Annotated in this window: 31 protein-coding genes; 30 read left to right on the forward strand and 1 reads right to left on the reverse strand. The window is 34.4% G+C overall.

Going from position 1 to position 16,181, the window contains the following annotated elements; translation table 11 throughout:
- Positions 1–42: 42 nt before the first annotated feature.
- Positions 43–1,344 (reverse strand): IS30 family transposase, encoded by a 1,302-nt coding sequence (locus BN1865_RS03515; protein WP_050635889.1) that lies wholly within the window; start codon positions 1,342–1,344, stop codon positions 43–45.
- A 331-nt stretch (positions 1,345–1,675) separates the two neighbouring features.
- Here BN1865_RS03515 and rpsJ point away from each other — a divergent pair, with 331 nt between their 5' ends.
- The 30 genes from rpsJ to rplQ are packed head-to-tail and all read left to right on the forward strand — an operon-like array spanning position 1,676 to position 16,170.
- Positions 1,676–1,984, forward strand: a complete 309-nt coding sequence (gene rpsJ, locus BN1865_RS03520) for a 30S ribosomal protein S10 (protein ID WP_028044779.1) — start codon at positions 1,676–1,678, stop codon at positions 1,982–1,984.
- Between the two features lie 21 nt (positions 1,985–2,005).
- Entirely contained in the window at positions 2,006–2,737 is a 732-nt protein-coding gene (gene rplC, locus BN1865_RS03525; RefSeq protein ID WP_050635890.1) for a 50S ribosomal protein L3, read from the forward strand.
- A gap of 22 nt (positions 2,738–2,759) precedes the next feature.
- Positions 2,760–3,386, forward strand: a complete 627-nt coding sequence (gene rplD / locus BN1865_RS03530; protein WP_050635891.1) for a 50S ribosomal protein L4 — start codon at positions 2,760–2,762, stop codon at positions 3,384–3,386.
- On the forward strand, positions 3,386–3,676 hold the full coding sequence (rplW, locus tag BN1865_RS03535; protein ID WP_050635892.1) for a 50S ribosomal protein L23: 291 nt from the start codon (positions 3,386–3,388) through the stop codon (positions 3,674–3,676). Before rplD ends, rplW begins: the two co-directional genes overlap by 1 nt.
- Before the next feature lie 58 nt (positions 3,677–3,734).
- A complete protein-coding gene (gene rplB / locus BN1865_RS03540) occupies positions 3,735–4,568 on the forward strand; it encodes a 50S ribosomal protein L2 (RefSeq protein WP_050635893.1) in 834 nt (277 codons plus the stop codon).
- 18 nt (positions 4,569–4,586) lie between these two features.
- Positions 4,587–4,865, forward strand: a complete 279-nt coding sequence (gene rpsS / locus BN1865_RS03545) for a 30S ribosomal protein S19 (RefSeq protein ID WP_008790815.1) — start codon at positions 4,587–4,589, stop codon at positions 4,863–4,865.
- A 20-nt stretch (positions 4,866–4,885) separates the two neighbouring features.
- A complete protein-coding gene (gene rplV / locus BN1865_RS03550) occupies positions 4,886–5,218 on the forward strand; it encodes a 50S ribosomal protein L22 (protein ID WP_050635894.1) in 333 nt (110 codons plus the stop codon).
- Between the two features lie 11 nt (positions 5,219–5,229).
- Positions 5,230–5,883 (forward strand): 30S ribosomal protein S3, encoded by a 654-nt coding sequence (rpsC, locus tag BN1865_RS03555; RefSeq protein ID WP_050635895.1) that lies wholly within the window; start codon positions 5,230–5,232, stop codon positions 5,881–5,883.
- A gap of 2 nt (positions 5,884–5,885) precedes the next feature.
- Positions 5,886–6,296, forward strand: a complete 411-nt coding sequence (gene rplP, locus BN1865_RS03560; protein ID WP_028044772.1) for a 50S ribosomal protein L16 — start codon at positions 5,886–5,888, stop codon at positions 6,294–6,296.
- Between the two features lie 2 nt (positions 6,297–6,298).
- Positions 6,299–6,493 carry a 50S ribosomal protein L29 gene (rpmC, locus tag BN1865_RS03565; protein WP_008790811.1) on the forward strand — a complete coding sequence of 65 codons (195 nt, stop codon included), beginning with the start codon at positions 6,299–6,301 and terminating at the stop codon, positions 6,491–6,493.
- 17 nt (positions 6,494–6,510) lie between these two features.
- Complete coding sequence (rpsQ, locus tag BN1865_RS03570) at positions 6,511–6,771, forward strand: 30S ribosomal protein S17 (RefSeq protein WP_050635896.1); 261 nt, start codon at positions 6,511–6,513, stop codon at positions 6,769–6,771.
- Between the two features lie 28 nt (positions 6,772–6,799).
- The gene (gene rplN / locus BN1865_RS03575; protein ID WP_050635897.1) at positions 6,800–7,168 is read left to right on the forward strand and encodes a 50S ribosomal protein L14; all 369 of its coding nucleotides are present in this window, start codon (positions 6,800–6,802) and stop codon (positions 7,166–7,168) included.
- Positions 7,169–7,183: 15 nt separating this feature from the next.
- Positions 7,184–7,513: a 50S ribosomal protein L24 gene (gene rplX, locus BN1865_RS03580; RefSeq protein WP_050635898.1), complete on the forward strand. Its 330-nt coding sequence runs from the start codon at positions 7,184–7,186 to the stop codon at positions 7,511–7,513.
- Between the two features lie 18 nt (positions 7,514–7,531).
- Positions 7,532–8,071 (forward strand): 50S ribosomal protein L5, encoded by a 540-nt coding sequence (gene rplE / locus BN1865_RS03585; protein ID WP_050635899.1) that lies wholly within the window; start codon positions 7,532–7,534, stop codon positions 8,069–8,071.
- A 14-nt stretch (positions 8,072–8,085) separates the two neighbouring features.
- On the forward strand, positions 8,086–8,271 hold the full coding sequence (locus tag BN1865_RS03590; RefSeq protein WP_008790806.1) for a type Z 30S ribosomal protein S14: 186 nt from the start codon (positions 8,086–8,088) through the stop codon (positions 8,269–8,271).
- A 36-nt stretch (positions 8,272–8,307) separates the two neighbouring features.
- A complete protein-coding gene (gene rpsH / locus BN1865_RS03595; RefSeq protein WP_050635900.1) occupies positions 8,308–8,700 on the forward strand; it encodes a 30S ribosomal protein S8 in 393 nt (130 codons plus the stop codon).
- A gap of 29 nt (positions 8,701–8,729) precedes the next feature.
- On the forward strand, positions 8,730–9,275 hold the full coding sequence (gene rplF / locus BN1865_RS03600; protein WP_050635901.1) for a 50S ribosomal protein L6: 546 nt from the start codon (positions 8,730–8,732) through the stop codon (positions 9,273–9,275).
- 28 nt (positions 9,276–9,303) lie between these two features.
- Complete coding sequence (rplR, locus tag BN1865_RS03605) at positions 9,304–9,660, forward strand: 50S ribosomal protein L18 (RefSeq protein ID WP_050635902.1); 357 nt, start codon at positions 9,304–9,306, stop codon at positions 9,658–9,660.
- Positions 9,661–9,674: 14 nt separating this feature from the next.
- Positions 9,675–10,238 carry a 30S ribosomal protein S5 gene (gene rpsE, locus BN1865_RS03610; RefSeq protein WP_028044764.1) on the forward strand — a complete coding sequence of 188 codons (564 nt, stop codon included), beginning with the start codon at positions 9,675–9,677 and terminating at the stop codon, positions 10,236–10,238.
- Positions 10,239–10,252: 14 nt separating this feature from the next.
- Positions 10,253–10,444 (forward strand): 50S ribosomal protein L30, encoded by a 192-nt coding sequence (gene rpmD, locus BN1865_RS03615; RefSeq protein ID WP_050635903.1) that lies wholly within the window; start codon positions 10,253–10,255, stop codon positions 10,442–10,444.
- A gap of 11 nt (positions 10,445–10,455) precedes the next feature.
- Positions 10,456–10,896: a 50S ribosomal protein L15 gene (gene rplO / locus BN1865_RS03620; protein ID WP_050635904.1), complete on the forward strand. Its 441-nt coding sequence runs from the start codon at positions 10,456–10,458 to the stop codon at positions 10,894–10,896.
- Position 10,897: 1 nt separating this feature from the next.
- Positions 10,898–12,199: a preprotein translocase subunit SecY gene (gene secY, locus BN1865_RS03625; protein WP_050635905.1), complete on the forward strand. Its 1,302-nt coding sequence runs from the start codon at positions 10,898–10,900 to the stop codon at positions 12,197–12,199.
- Between the two features lie 22 nt (positions 12,200–12,221).
- Positions 12,222–12,869: an adenylate kinase gene (locus BN1865_RS03630; protein ID WP_050635906.1), complete on the forward strand. Its 648-nt coding sequence runs from the start codon at positions 12,222–12,224 to the stop codon at positions 12,867–12,869.
- Positions 12,869–13,615: a type I methionyl aminopeptidase gene (gene map, locus BN1865_RS03635; protein ID WP_050635907.1), complete on the forward strand. Its 747-nt coding sequence runs from the start codon at positions 12,869–12,871 to the stop codon at positions 13,613–13,615. The genes BN1865_RS03630 and map overlap by 1 nt, the downstream gene beginning before the upstream one ends.
- A 16-nt stretch (positions 13,616–13,631) precedes the next feature.
- The gene (infA, locus tag BN1865_RS03640) at positions 13,632–13,853 is read left to right on the forward strand and encodes a translation initiation factor IF-1 (RefSeq protein WP_050635908.1); all 222 of its coding nucleotides are present in this window, start codon (positions 13,632–13,634) and stop codon (positions 13,851–13,853) included.
- A 30-nt stretch (positions 13,854–13,883) separates the two neighbouring features.
- Positions 13,884–13,997, forward strand: a complete 114-nt coding sequence (gene rpmJ / locus BN1865_RS03645) for a 50S ribosomal protein L36 (RefSeq protein WP_006505646.1) — start codon at positions 13,884–13,886, stop codon at positions 13,995–13,997.
- Between the two features lie 16 nt (positions 13,998–14,013).
- Complete coding sequence (gene rpsM / locus BN1865_RS03650; protein WP_050635909.1) at positions 14,014–14,379, forward strand: 30S ribosomal protein S13; 366 nt, start codon at positions 14,014–14,016, stop codon at positions 14,377–14,379.
- Positions 14,380–14,393: 14 nt separating this feature from the next.
- Positions 14,394–14,789: a 30S ribosomal protein S11 gene (rpsK, locus tag BN1865_RS03655; RefSeq protein WP_050635910.1), complete on the forward strand. Its 396-nt coding sequence runs from the start codon at positions 14,394–14,396 to the stop codon at positions 14,787–14,789.
- 41 nt (positions 14,790–14,830) lie between these two features.
- Entirely contained in the window at positions 14,831–15,775 is a 945-nt protein-coding gene (locus tag BN1865_RS03660; RefSeq protein WP_050635911.1) for a DNA-directed RNA polymerase subunit alpha, read from the forward strand.
- A gap of 32 nt (positions 15,776–15,807) precedes the next feature.
- On the forward strand, positions 15,808–16,170 hold the full coding sequence (rplQ, locus tag BN1865_RS03665; RefSeq protein ID WP_050635912.1) for a 50S ribosomal protein L17: 363 nt from the start codon (positions 15,808–15,810) through the stop codon (positions 16,168–16,170).
- Positions 16,171–16,181: the final 11 nt, after the last annotated feature.

A 16,181-nucleotide genomic window follows, 5' to 3' on the forward strand; every position in this document is an offset into this window, starting at 1 on the left:
TCCGTTTTTCATTCTTGGATAAGGTATGGATTTATCTTGATTTTAAACTTTTCTAGGGTATTTGAGTGTAACTTTATGAGCGGGTATCTCATGAAGCTGATTTAGCTCAAATACTTTTTTATTGAGTAATGACATTGTACTTTCATATGGTGAATGAAAGCCTAACATTTTTCTGGGATAATTGTTTACCTGATTTGATATCTTTATGATATCTGAATGCATATATGGATTAAAACTTATACCCTGAGGAATGCATTCTCTAAAGTGTTCATGATTCTTTTCACATTTTCCTTTCTGGTCACTTCTTCCTGGATTGCAGTAAAAAACATGTGTAAGTGTTTCGCCAGTCTGAGAATCTGCTTCAATTGATAACGGATCTGAAAATTCCTTTCCGTTATCTGTAAGCAGACATTCAAATATTTCCTTGAAGAGATCACTTCCCAGATGCTTTTTGATTCTTTCAAAAACTCTATTCACTTCATCTGCACAGTTTGATCTTAGTTTGAAAAACAACTGAAGATTTGTTTTTGTATAGAGAAGAGATAAGACTGTATTTTCGCCTTCTCCCTTTTTACCTATTAAAGTATCCATTTGCCAAATATTTACTCCAGGATTTTCAAGTAGATATTGAGTAAAGTCATCAAATCGTCTATTATTTAAATAATCATAGTTTAATGGCTTCGCTTTTGGCTTTATTGTATACCTTTGGTGATATCTGACTTTACGTTTCAGATCGATGTTCTTGACTTCCAATAAGTTAAGATCAATGTAATGATAGACAGTACTGGGAGCAATATGAAGATGATTTGTTTCTATGATGACTTCAATGGCTATTCCTCGTTTCACACCATCACTGATAATCTTATCAAGCTGCTTCATTTGAACTGCATTTAATTGAGGACCTTTTTTGTGTTCTGAAACATTAAATTCATATTCAGTTTGAGCAGTAGAAGCCTTATAGAATACCTTTGGTAAAGGGCATTCCTTGATTTTATCACAGCCATTGCATACATATGGGAAACGTTTCATTGTTTTGCATTCAGGAAGTTCCTGGAAATCACAGCAGAGAGTAGAACATTTAGCATAGCTGCAGTATTTGCATAAACCAGATTCACAGTTATTACAGAGTCTTGATTTTTTACAGACAATCTGCAAACCACATTTGTTTTTTGCATTCTGTCTAACGGAGAGTTGCCTGTGGTTGACAATTTCTTTTTTGATGCCTCTTGGATCCTTATGAAGTTCTGAAGCAATATTGCAAAGCTTAACGGATTCATTTAAAAGAGTTTCAATGTGTTGCCTTTGTTTATAAGTTAAATGATGAATTGAATTACTTTTAACCATCGTTAATGACTCCTTTCATACAGAAGTAATCCATACCTATACATACATTATAGTAAAAAAAGATGAAATAACAAAAAAACGGAACTTTAATAAAAAGAAATACTTAAAACGGACTTTTCAAAAAAATTTGAGGTTAAATAAAAAAATTAAATAAAAATGCAAAAAGTGCTTGATTTATCATTGTTTTTAGTGTAAAATTCACTTGTTGTGAAATGCGAAGAAGTGCGAGGTTGCTGAAACGCTGATAGCCGTTGTCATGAGCGGAAGGGCAGTTTCAGGTAATTCGTGCAGAGCAGCCAATTTAATTGGCAAACAGAAGGAGGAATAATTCATGGCAAACAACAAAATTAGAATCAGATTGAAATCATTTGATCACAAAATCTTAGATGCTTCTGCAGAAAAGATTGTAGCAGCTGCTAAAAAATCAGGTGCTCAAGTAGTTGGTCCTGTACCACTACCAACAGAAAAAGAAATTTATACTATCTTAAGAGCAGTTCATAAGTATAAAGATTCTCGTGAACAATTTGAAATCAGAACTCACAAACGTCTAATTGACATTGTGAATCCTACACCAGAAACAGTTGATGTATTAACTCGTTTAGAATTACCAAGTGGTGTGGATATTGAAATTAAATTATAAGGAAAGGTTAAGGTGTAACTCATGAAAGGAATCTTAGGTCGTAAGATTGGAATGACTCAAGTTTTCACTACTGATGGAAAGTTAATCCCAGTTACAGTTGTAGAAGCAACTCCAAACGTTGTATTACAAAAGAAAACAATTGCTACTGATGGATATGATGCAATCCAAGTTGGTTTTGAAGATAAGAGAGAAAAATTAGCAACTAAAGCTCATAAAGGACATGTTGCAAAAGCTGAAACAGCTCCTAAGCGCTTCATTAAAGAATTTCGTTATGACGAAATGATGAGTTATGAAGTTGGTCAAGAAATTAAAGTTGATAGCTTTGTAGCTGGTGAAGTTGTAGATGTAACTGGAACTAGCAAAGGTAAAGGTTATCAAGGTGTTATAAAAAGACATGGACATAGTATTGGTCCTAAAGGACATGGTTCTGGTGCTCATAGAATCGTTGGTTCAATGGGTCCTATCGCTCCTAACAGAATCGCTCCAGGTAAGAAGTTACCAGGACAAATGGGGAACGTAACAAGAACAGTTCAAAATTTAGAGATCATTGCTGTTGATGTAGAAAACAATGTATTATTAATCAGTGGATCAATCCCTGGTCCTAAAAAAGGATTAGTAGTTGTGAAAACTGCTATTAAAGCAAATGGTAAGGTTAACCCTGCTGAAGATTTAATTATCTATGAAGAAGAAATCGTTGAAAGCCCAGTAGTAGAAGAAACTACTGAAGCAGCTGATACAGCTGCTGCTGAATAATGAAGCGAAAGGAGGAACACTAATGTTAAAAGTTGCAGTATATAACCAAGAAGGAAAAAAAGTTAAAGATACAGAATTAAATGAATCTGTATTCGGTATTGAACCAAACAATCAAGCAATCTTTGATATGGTCTTACTACAAAGAGCTTCATGGAGACAAGGGACTCATAAAGTGAAAAACCGTACTGAAGTCAAAGGTGGAGGTAAGAAACCTTGGAGACAAAAAGGTACTGGTAGAGCTAGACAAGGATCTATCCGTGCTCCACAATGGAGAGGTGGAGGAGTTGTATTTGGACCTACACCAGATAGAAACTATAAGTTAAAAATGAACAGAAAAGTAAGACGTTTAGCATTAAAATCTGCTTTAAGTCAAAAAGTTATCGATAACGAATTAACTGTATTAGATAATATCGTTTTAGATGCTCCAAAGACTAAAGATATGGTAAAAGTTTTAGAAAACTTAGAAGCAAACAGAAAAACATTAATCGTTATGGACGAAATCAATGAAAACGTTGCTTTATCTGCTAGAAATATTCCAGGAGTTAAAGTTATCGAATCAAAAGGACTTAACGTATATGATATCTTAGATAGCACTAAGTTAGTAATGACTGAAGAAGCTATCAAAGCTGTTGAGGAGGTATTGGCATAATGGCACATATTACAGATGTTTTAAAGAAACCAGTACTTACTGAAAAATCTTTATTGTTACAACAAAACGAAAACAAATATACATTTGATGTAGAATTAACTGCTAATAAAATTGAAATAAAACAAGCAGTTGAAAAAATGTTTGATGTAAAAGTTGAAAGTGTCAACATTATGAATGTAAGACCTAAAACAAAAAGAATGGGTAGATACGTTGGTAAAACAAACAAAAGAAAAAAAGCTATTGTTAAATTAAAAGAAGGATATGAAATCAACTTATTCGGTGAAGAATAAGATTTCAAACTATTGGAATGATCTCCATTCCAGATAAGTAAAATAAGGAGGAACTAAGATGGCTATTAAAGTATATAAGCCTACGACAAACGGTCGTCGTAATATGACAGCTTTGACTTATGAAGAAATTACAGCTACTAAGCCAGAGAAATCATTAACAATCCGTTTATCTAAAAAAGGTGGACGTAATAACCAAGGTGTTATCACTACTCGTCATCACGGTGGTGGACATAAACGTTTATATCGTATTATTGATTTCAAACGTAATAAAGATGATGTTGTTGGAAAAGTTGCAACAATTGAATATGATCCTAATAGATCAGCAAACATCGCATTAATTCATTATGCAGATGGTGAAAAAAGATATATTCTTGCTCCTAAAGGATTAGAAGTAGGAATGACAATTGTATCAGGAGAAAATGCTGATATTATTGTTGGTAACTGTTTACCAATGGGAAATATGCCTGAAGGTACAGTTATTCATAACCTTGAAATGCAACCAGGTAAAGGTGGACAAATCGCAAGATCTGCTGGTGTGTCTGCACAAATCTTAGGTAAAGAAGGAAAATATGTCACTGTAAGATTAGCTTCTGGAGAAGTAAGAAAATTCTTAGCTGTTTGTAGAGCAACAGTTGGTGTTGTTGGAAACGAAGACTATGGATTGGTTAACTATGGTAAAGCTGGTCGTAACAGATGGAGAGGTATTAGACCTACAGTTCGTGGTTCTGTAATGAACCCTAATGATCACCCTCATGGTGGTGGTGAAGGTAGAACTTCAATTGGTCGTAAAGCTCCAATGACTCCTTGGGGTAAAAAAGCTCTTGGAGTTAAGACAAGAAATTCAAAGAAAGCTTCAAATAAAATGATCGTGCGTCGTCGTAACGGTAAATAAGAAGGAGGGTTATAGAATATGGCAAGAAGTTTAAAAAAAGGTCCATTCGTGGATGAACACTTAATGAAAAAAGTTGAAGCATTAAATGCTGCAAGTAAAAAAGAAGTCATTAAAACATGGTCAAGACGTTCTACAATCTTCCCACAATTTATTGAACATACGTTCGCAGTATATAACGGAAGAGAACATATCCCAGTTTATGTAACTGAAGATATGGTAGGTCATAAATTAGGAGAATTTGCTCCTACAAGAACTTATCATGGTCATGATGCTGATGATAAAAAGTCAGGTAAATAGAAAGAGAGGAGAGAAATAACATGGAAGCAAGAGCACAAGCTAAAATGATTCGTGTTTCGCCTCAAAAAGCTAGATTAGTCGTTGACTTAGTAAGAGGTAAGAATGTGAAAGAAGCACTTGGTATCTTAGAATACGTAAATAAGAGTGCAACACCTGCAATCATTAAAGTCGTTAAATCTGCTGCACAGAACGCTGTTTTCAATGAAGGTGCAGAAGAAGAAAAATTATTCATTAAAGAAATTTTTGTAGACGAAGGTCCTACATTAAAGAGATTCCGCGCTAGAGCTAAAGGTAGCGGTACTCAAATTTTAAAAAGAACAAGCCACATTACATGTGTGGTTGCTGAAAGATAGGAGGGCAAAGTATGGGTCAAAAAGTAAGTCCAGTAGGATTACGTGTTGGCGTTAACCGTGATTGGAATTCAAGATGGTACGCTAATGATAAAGACTTTGCTTCATTATTACACGAAGATATTAGAATTCGTGAATTCTTAAATGCAAAGTTAAAAGGCGCTTATGTCGCAAATATTGAAATTGAAAGATCTAAAAATAGAGTAAACATCTTCGTTCATACATCTAGACCTGGTGTTGTTATTGGGAAAGATGGAGAAGCAGTAGATGCTTTAAGAAAAGAAGTTGCTAAAATGGTAGCTGGTAAACAAGTGTTTATCAATATCGTTGAAATTAAAAATCCAGATGTTGTTGCTCAACTTGTTGCTAACAAGATTGCAGAACAATTAGAAAATCGTGCTTCATTTAGAACAGTTCAAAAAAGAGCAATCCAAAGTGCTATGAGAGCTGGAGCTAAAGGAATTAAAACTTGTGTATCAGGTCGTTTAGGTGGTGCTGATATGGCAAGAACAGAAGGATATTCTGAAGGAAATGTACCTCTTCACACATTAAGAGCTGACATTGATTATGCGACTGCAGAAGCAGATACAACTTATGGAAAATTAGGAGTAAAAGTTTGGATTTGTAAGGGAGAAATTCTTCCTGCAAAGAAGAAAGGGGATAAATAATCATGTTGATGCCTAAGAGAACTAAATATAGAAGACCTCATAGAATTAAATATGAAGGTAAAGCTAAAGGTGGAACTGTAGTTTCTTTTGGTGAATATGGATTACAAGCTCAAGAAGGTGCTTGGATTACTTCAAGACAAATCGAAGCAGCTCGTATCGCTATGAACCGTTATATGAAACGTGGTGGTCAAGTTTGGATTAGAATTTTCCCTCATTTAGCGAAAACAAAGAAACCTCTTGAAGTCCGTATGGGTTCAGGTAAAGGTGCTCCAGAAGAATGGGTAGCAGTAGTAAAAACAGGACGTGTAATGTTCGAAGTCGCTGGTGTAGAAGAAGAAGTTGCAAGAGAAGCTTTAAGACTTGCATCTCATAAACTACCAATCAAGTGTAAGATTATTGGAAGAGGTGAGTAATTGTGACAGTTCAAGATATTAGAAATACAGAAACTCAAGAATTACTTAACAAAGTAGAAGAGTACAAGAAAGAGCTATTTGGATTAAGATTCCAAGCAGCAACTGGTCAATTAGAAAACACTGCTCGTATTAGAACAGTGAGAAAAAATATTGCTAAGATTAAAACAATTATTAGAGAAAGAGAATTAAACAAATAATTTAGAAGGAGAAGAAAATGGAAAGAAACAATCGTAAAGTTTATACTGGAACAGTTATTTCTACAAAAATGGATAAAACAATCACTGTTTTAGTTGAAACTCATGTTAAACATAAATTATACGGAAAACGTGTTAAATCTTCTAAAAAGTTTAAGGCTCATGATGAAGAAAATATTGCAAGAGATGGAGATATTGTTAAAATTATGGCAACTCGTCCATTATCTGCAACTAAACGTTTCCGTTTAGTAGAAGTAGTAAAAAAAGCAGAAATTATATAATGAAAGAATCTGAAAGGAGGTCACTCAAATGATCCATAATGAAAGCAGATTAAAAGTTGCTGACAATACAGGAGCAAAAGAAGTACTAGTAATTAGAAACCTTGGTGGTTCAAATAGAAAATTTAGTAACATCGGTGATATCGTCGTGGCAACAGTGAAACAAGCGACTCCAGGTGGTACAGTTAAAAAAGGTGAAGTAGTGAAAGCTGTTATCGTAAGAACAAGATATGGTGTTAACCGTGAAAATGGTTCTTTAATCAAATTTGATGATAACGCATGCGTTATTATTAAAGATGATAATTCACCTAAAGGAACTCGTATCTTTGGACCGGTTGCAAGAGAGTTAAGAGATGCAGATTTCATGAAAATCGTATCATTAGCTCCTGAGGTATTATAGGAGGAGAACGAGAAGATGAAATTACGTGTTGGTGATACAGTTCAAGTTATCGCTGGTAGCGATAAAGGGAAAACTGGAGAAATTATTCAAATTCTGAGAAAAGAAGATAGAGTGATTGTTGAAGGTGTTAATATGGTAACAAAACACATCAAACCATCACAAACTGATCCAGAAGGTGGAATTGTAACAAGAGAAGCACCTATTCATGTTTCAAATGTTGCATACTATGATTCAAAAGCAAAAGAAACTGTTAAAATTGGATACGACTTCGATAGTGAAGGTAAAAAATTCCGTATCAATAAGAAAACAGGAAAACCATTAGAAAAAACAAAAAAGAAAAAGTAATCGGAAGGAGGTTAAATAATGAACCGACTAAAGGAACGTTATGAAAATGAAATTAGTAAGTCATTAATGACTAAATTTAATTATAGTTCTGTAATGCAAGTTCCAGCTATGGAAAAAATTGTTATCAACATTGGTGTTGGTGATGCAGTAAGCAATTCTAAATTATTGGATGAAGCTGTAGAAGAATTAACTTTAATTACAGGACAAAAACCAGTGATTACTAAAGCTAAAAAATCAATTGCTGGATTTAAATTACGTGAAGGAATGCCAATTGGATGTAAAGTGACATTACGTGGTGAAAGAATGTATGAATTCTTAGATAAGTTAGTAAGTATTTCTTTACCTCGTGTAAGAGACTTTAGAGGTGTACCTAAAAACTCATTTGATGGAAGAGGAAATTATACTTTAGGTGTTAAAGAACAATTAATTTTCCCAGAAATCAATTTTGATAAAGTAAATAAAATTAGAGGAATGGATATCGTATTCGTAACAACTGCTAAGACTGACGAAGAAGGTCACGAATTATTAGCACAATTAGGAATGCCTTTCCATAAATAAGGAGGACTTAATTAATGGCTAAAACATCAATGAAAGTTAAACAACAACGTCCTCAAAAATACAAAGTTCGTGAATATACAAGATGCGAACGTTGTGGACGTCCACATTCAGTAATTAAGAAATTTAAATTATGCCGTATTTGCTTCAGAGAATTAGCTTACAAAGGTGAAATTCCTGGTGTTAAAAAAGCAAGCTGGTAAGAAAATACAATCCCAAATGGAAGGAGGACACTGTAAATGGTAACAGATCCAATTGCAGATATGTTAACAAGAATTCGTAATGCGAATCAACAACGCCACGAGGAAGTTGTTATTCCTATGTCAAAATTAAAAGCTCAATTAGCTGAAATTTTGAAAAACGAAGGATTTATTAAAGGATACAAAATTGAAGGTGAAGGTGTTATTAAAAACATCGTTATCACTTTAAAATACAAAGGTAATGATAGAGTAATCACAGGATTAAAGAGAGTATCTAAACCTGGTTTACGTCAATATGCAAAAGTTAATGAAATTCCTAAGGTATTAAATGGTTTAGGAATCGTAGTATTATCAACTTCTCAAGGGCTTATGACTGATAAAGAAGCAAGAGCTAAAAAAGTTGGTGGAGAAGTATTAGCATATATCTGGTAATCAAAATAAGAAAGCAGGAGGTGTAACTGATGTCTCGTGTAGGTAATAAAATTATCAATGTACCTGAAGGTGTAAAAGTAGAAATCGCTAGCGATAATACTGTCACTGTAACTGGTGCTAAAGGGACTTTAGTCAGACAATTTTCACCATTTATCAAAATTGATATGGATGGAAATGAAATTAAAGTAAACAGAACAAGTGAACAAAAGACTGTGAAACAATTACACGGTACTACAAGAGCATTACTTGCAAACATGATCGATGGTGTACACAACGGATTTGAAAAGAACTTAGAAATCGTTGGTATTGGATACCGTGCTCAAATGCAAGGTAATAAATTAGTATTAAATGTTGGATTCTCTCATCAAGTTGAAATTGAGGGTGAAGAAGGAGTTAAAATTGAAACTCCTACACAAACAACTATTAAAGTATCTGGAATTTCTAAGGAAAGAGTTGGCGAAATTGCTGCTAGAATTAGAGCAGTGAAGAAACCTGAGCCTTATAAAGGAAAAGGTATTAAATATGTTGGTGAAAGAATTATTAGAAAAGAAGGTAAAACTGCTGGTAAGAAGTAGTTAAAAAATAAGGAAGGAGCTATTAATCATGGCTAAAACTATGTCAAGAAACGATTTACGTCAAAAACGTCATGCTAGAGTTCGTAGAAAAATCAGCGGAACTCCTGAATGTCCACGTTTAAATGTATTCCGTTCAAGCTCTCATATCCATGCCCAAATTATTGATGATGTAAACGGAGTAACTTTAGTTGCTGCATCTTCAGTAGATATGAAACTAGCAAACGGTGGAAATGTAGAAGCTGCTACTCAAGTTGGTAAAGAAATTGCGAAAAGAGCTATCGCTAAAAATATTGAAAATGTAGTATTCGATCGTGGAGGTTATATTTATCATGGTCGTGTGAAAGCACTAGCTGAAGCTGCTAGAGAAGCTGGATTGAAATTCTAATAGGAGGTTAAAGAATGGAACAACGTAAACCAAGAGAAAATGGGCCAAGAAGAAACGGACCAAGAAAAAATGGACCTAGAAGAAATGGACCTAAAGTTGAAAAAGAATTCGAAGAACGTGTTGTTACTATTAACCGTGTTACAAAAGTTGTTAAAGGTGGACGTAAATTCCGCTTTGCAGCATTAGTTGTAATCGGTGATAAAAAAGGCCGTGTTGGATTCGGAACTGGTAAAGCTAACGAAGTACCTGATGCTATTAGAAAAGCATCTGAAGCAGCTAAAAGAAATGTTATCAATGTACCAATCGTTCATGGAACTATTCCTCATGAAATTAATGGTATGTTTGGTTCAGGACATGTATTTGTAAGACCTGCTTCTGAAGGTACAGGAATCATTGCAGGTGGTCCAGTTCGTGCTGTTGTTGAATTAGCAGGATATTCTGATATTATTTCTAAATCATTAGGATCTAGAACTCCAATCAACATGGTTCGTGCAACTATGGAAGGTTTGAAATCATTGAAAACTGCACAACAAGTTGCAGAATTAAGAGATAAAAAAGTTGAAGAAATTTACGGATAGGAGGAGCGTAAGAAATGGCAAAAGAATCTAAAGTTATCATTACGCTTGTAAAAAGTCCAATTGGTGCGAAGAAAAATCAAAAGGATACTCTTAAAGCGTTAGGTTTAACAAAAATGCACAAATCAGTAGAAAAAGTCAACAATGAAATTATTCAAGGTATGATTAAAACTGTTGAGCACCTTGTTAAAGTTGAAGAAAGTAAATAGGAGGTGTAAACATGAAGCTACATGAATTACAATATACTGAAGGAGCACGTAAAGAAAGAAAACGTGTTGGACGTGGAACAAGTTCAGGTACTGGTAAAACTGCTGGTAAAGGACAAAAAGGTCAAAAAGCAAGATCTGGTGGAGGAAAGAAACCTGGTTTTGAAGGAGGACAAACACCTTTATTCATGCGTTTACCAAAACGTGGTTTTACGAACTTCAATAGAGTTGAATACGCAATCGTTAATGTAGAAGCCTTAAACAGATTTGAAGCTGGTAGTGTTGTAGATATGGCTGCATTAAAAGAATGCGGATTAATCAAAAAAGAATTGGACGGATTAAAAGTTTTAGGTGACGGTAAATTAGAAGTTGCTTTAACTGTTAAAGCTCAAAAATTCTCTAAGTCAGCTGTTGCTGCTATTGAAGCTGCAGGTGGAAAAACTGAGGTGATCTAAGATGTTAAACTTTTTTAAGAATGTTTTTAAAAAAGGTGAATTACGTCGTAGAATTATCTTTACATTAGGAATGTTATTTGTTTTCCGATTAGGAGCCGCTATTACAATTCCTTCTATTAATGCTGATGCATTAACAGCTGGGGCTACAAATACTGGTATCCTAGGAATTATGAATATGCTAGGTGGAGGTATGTTGGAAAGATTCTCAATCTTTTCATTAGGAGTTTCTCCTTACATTACTGCTTCCATTATTATTGAATTATTATCTATGGATGTTATTCCTGTTCTTGCGCAATGGCAAAAAGAAGGGAATACTGGTAAGAAGAAGAAAGATAAAGTAACACGCTATGTGACTTTAGTCTTAGCTGCTGTTCAAGGTGGTTCTTTAACTTATGCATTTGATAAAATGTATCATATGTTAAGTTCAACATCAATTTGGACTTATGCTTATGTTATAATCGTCATGATGGCAGGAAGTATGTTAGCAATGTGGATTGGTGATCAGATCACTCAAAAGGGTGTTGGTAATGGTACATCATTGTTAATCTTTACAGGAATTGTTTCCAATTTACCTGCAAACTTCATTACAACATTCAATAATTTAGTTGCATTCGATAAAGGAACTCAAACAATGATTCTTGGAATATTATGGTTTGTTTTATTCGTAATTGTTTATTTAGCAATTGTTATCTTTGTTGTTTTCAACGAAGGAGCAGTTAGAAAAATCCCAATTATGTATGCAACAAATTCCAATCCAACAATGAGAACCAAAGATACAACACATATGCCTATTAAAATTAATAGTTCAGGTGTGTTACCTGTTATCTTTGCATCATCTGTATTGGCTGCACCAAGAACAATCATTAGTTTTATGAAGTCAACAGATGTCACAAAGGCTATTGATTCAATGTTGAATTATCAAGAACCTTTTGGATTCTGTCTATATTTAATTATGATTGTATTGTTTGCATTCTTCTATTCAAATCTACAAATTGATTCTCATAAAATCAGTGATGATTTGAAGAAAAATGGTGGATCTATACCTGGTGTTAGAACTGGGTTAGATACTGAAAAATTTATTAGTACAGTTTTAAATAGAGTCACAGTTGTTGGTTCAATTTTCTTAGTGATTATTGCAGCAATTCCAATTATGACACCAGTTATCTGGTCTCAAACTGCGAATGCCTCATTAACACTTGGTGGAACTGGATTAATTATCATTACAGGTGTTGCGTTAGAGACAACAAAACAGATTAAAACTTTGATCACTCGTAAAGAGTATCATGGATATATTAGAAAATAGTATAATAAAGGAGTGTATGTCAATGAACATTATTTTAATGGGGCCTCCTGGTGCTGGTAAAGGGACTCAAGCCACAAAACTTGTTAACAAGTATGGTTTGACACAAATATCTACTGGAGACTTATTCAGAAAAGCATTAAGTGAACAAACAAAATATGGCGTAATTGCGAAATATTTCATGCAATTTGGGCACCTTGTACCAGACGATTATACAATTGAAATGGTTAGGGAATATTTAAAAGAGAATACATTTGAAAATGGATTTATTTTAGATGGTTTCCCTAGAACAATCGTTCAAGCAAGAGAACTTGAAAGTATTGCGAAAGAATTCAACTTTACAATTGATGCTATTATTAATTTAGATATACCACAAGAAAAATTGGTTTCTAGATTATCTGGTAGACGTACTTGTAAAAATTGTGGTGCAACATTCCATGTTGAATTCAATCCACCTAAAGTTACAGGTGTATGTGACAAATGTGGTGGAGAATTGTATCAAAGAGAAGATGAAAGTGTAGAAGCTGTTACAGTTCGACTTGATACTTATAACAAACAAACAAGACCTTTGATTGATTATTATACAATGAAAGGGACAATCATTAATATTAATGGTGACCAACCTATGGAAGACGTCTTTAAAGACATTGAAAAAAGCTTGGAGGGTAAATAATGATTGTTACTAAAGACCAAAGAGAAATTGAATTAATGAGAGAAGCTGGTCGCATTGTAGGGCTTGTTCATGATAAACTTAAAGATTATATTAAACCAGGGGTAACAACTCAGGAGATTAATAAATTCTGTGAAAAAATTATTCGTGATGCAGGAGCTACGCCATCTTTCTTAAATCTTTATGGTTTTCCAGGAGCTGTTTGTACTTCAATCAATGAAGTTGTTGTACATGGTATTCCTAGCAATCGTAAACTTAAAGAAGGTGACATTATTTCAGTGGATGTTGGCGCATGTTATAAAGGCTATCATGGTGATAGTGCCTGGACATATGCTGTTGGTCAGATTAGTGGTGAAGCTGCTCACCTGATGAAGGTGACAGAAGAATCATTATATGCGGGTCTTGCACAAGTGAAACCTGGCAATCGTTTATCTGATATATCTCATGCTGTACAAACTTATCTAGAAAGTCATGGATGTTCGACTCCTAGAGACTATACTGGTCATGGGATTGGAACTCAAGTTCATGAAGATCCAGCTGTTCCTAATTATGGTGCACCTGGTCGCGGACCTAGATTAAAAGAAGGAATGACTCTTGCTATTGAACCAATGGCTCATTTAGGCAGATGTGAAACAGACGTATTAGATGATGATTGGACAGTAGTCACAAGAGATAGATCTCTTGCAGCTCATTATGAACATACTATAGTCATTACAAGTGATGGGTATGAGATTTTGACAAAACTTTAAAAGGGAGTTATAATCAATGGCAAAAAAAGATGACGTTATTGAAGTAGAAGCAGTTGTTCTTGAAACATTACCAAATGCAAAATTCAAGATTCAATTGGAAAATGGGGCGGTTATTGATGCTCACGTTTCTGGTAAAATCCGTATGAATTACATTCGCATTTTACCGGGGGATAGAGTAACCGTGGAAATTTCTCCATATGATTTAACACGTGGGCGAATTACATTTAGACATAAATAGGAAATCTTCCAAAAGGAGGTAAAGATTAAGATGAAAGTAAGACCATCTGTAAAACCAATATGCGATAAATGCAGAGTGATTAAACGTAAGGGTAGAGTAATGGTGATCTGTGAAAACCCTAAACACAAACAAAGACAAGGTTAATAGGAGGAAGTAAAACATGGCTCGTATAGCAGGTGTTGATATCCCACGTGATAAGCGTGTGGTAGTTTCTTTAACATATATTTACGGTATCGGAAATACTGTTGCAAAGAAGATTTGTGAAGCAACTGGTATTAGTGAAGATACAAGAGTTAAAGATTTAACTGAAGAAGAAGAAGGAAAAATCAGAAAAGAAGTAGAAAAATACAAAGTTGAAGGTGATCTTCGTAGAGAAACTGCATTAAACATTAAACGTTTAATGGAAATCGGAAGCTACAGAGGTATCCGTCATCGTAAAGGACTTCCAGTTCGTGGACAAAAAACAAAGACTAATGCGCGTACTCGTAAAGGTAAAGCTCGTCCAATTGCTGGTAAGAAGAAATAGGAGGTTGAGCGAAAATGGCAAAAGCAAAAACAAATACTCGTGGTAAAAGACGTGTTAAAAAGAATATAGCAAAAGGTGTTGCACATGTACATTCAACTTTCAATAACACAATTGTTACTGTAACTGATGAACATGGAAATGTCTTAACTTGGTCTAGTGCTGGTGCACTTGGATTTAAAGGTTCAAGAAAATCTACTCCATATGCTGCTCAAATGGCTGCTGAAGCTGCTGCAAAAGCATCTATGGATCATGGTATGAAAGCTGTAGACGTATGTGTTAAAGGTCCTGGTCCAGGACGTGAAGCTGCTGTAAGAGCTTTACAAGCTGCTGGATTAGAGGTTACATCAATTAATGACGTAACACCAATTCCACATAACGGGTGTCGTCCACCAAAACGTCCTCGTGGATAATGAAGTAAACTAGTAGTTATTTCTAAGTGAGGAGGGAAATAATGCAAAAGTTTGAAAAAGCAAATTTTAATGTCGCAGAATATGATGAAAATGATTTCTACGGTAAGTTTGTCATTGAACCACTTGAAAGAGGGTTTGGAACAACTTTAGGTAACTCTTTACGTAGAGTCTTATTATCATCTATTCCTGGATGTGCAGTACATGCTGTGAAAGTTCAAGGAGCAATTCATGAATTTTCTGCAGTAGATGGTGTAGTGGAAGATGTCACTTCAATTATTTTAAATATTAAGAAATTGGTATTTACAGTTGATGGTGATGATGATGTCACAATGATTATTGATGTCAAAGGACCTGCAGTTATAACAGGTGCTGATATTCAATGCCCATCAAATGTAACTATGATTTCAAATGACTTAGAAATCGCTCATGTTGCTGAAGGAGCACATTTCTATATGGAAATGTATGCACATAGAGACAGAGGATACATGAGTGCAGATCAAAATAAGAAATTGATCAATACAATCGGTGTCATTGCAACTGACTCTATTTATTCACCAGTTGTTAAAGTAGCCTATGATGTTGAACCAACACGTGTTGGTCAAAGCGCTAAGTATGATCAATTAACATTAGAAATCACAACTGATGGATCTATTCAACCACATGAAGCTTTAGCATTAGCTGCTAAGATTTTAGTGGAACACTTAAACATGTTTGTTGAATTGACTGATATGGCAATGAACATGGAAGTTATGAGTGAAACAGAAGAAGATACAAGTAATAAAGTATTGGATATGACTATTGAAGAATTAGACTTATCTGTACGTTCTTATAACTGCTTAAAGAGAGCTGGAATTCAAACAGTTCAAGAACTTGCTGCTAAGAGTGAAGACGATATGATTAAAGTAAGAAACTTAGGTAAGAAATCTTTAAAAGAAGTTAAAGAAAAATTAGTAGAATTAGGATTGGGTTTTAGACCTATTGATTAATCCTGAGAAAATATTGGAAGGAGCACTAATCTATGGCACAAAATAGAAAATTAGGGCGTGTATCATCTCATAGAAAAGCAATGTTACGTAACTTAGCTACAGATGTTATCATGTATGGAAAAATCGAAACGACTGCAACAAGAGCTAAAGAAGTTCGTTCAATCGTTGATGAATTAATCACTTTAGGTAAACGTGGAGATTTACATGCAAGAAGACAAGCTGCTCAAGTATTACAAGATGTTGTAGATCCTGCTACTGGTAAAACTGCTGTTCAAAAATTATTTGAAGAAGTTGCACCAAAATATGCAGATAAAAATGGTGGATACACTCGTGTGTTAAAAACTTATAATCGTAAAGGTGATAATGCACCAATGGCTATTATTGGATTATTCTAGTAATGCTTAAG

The sequence above is a fragment of the Candidatus Stoquefichus sp. SB1 genome (genome assembly GCF_001244545.1).
In the GTDB taxonomy this organism is placed as follows: Bacteria; Bacillota_I; Bacilli_A; order Erysipelotrichales; family Coprobacillaceae; genus Stoquefichus.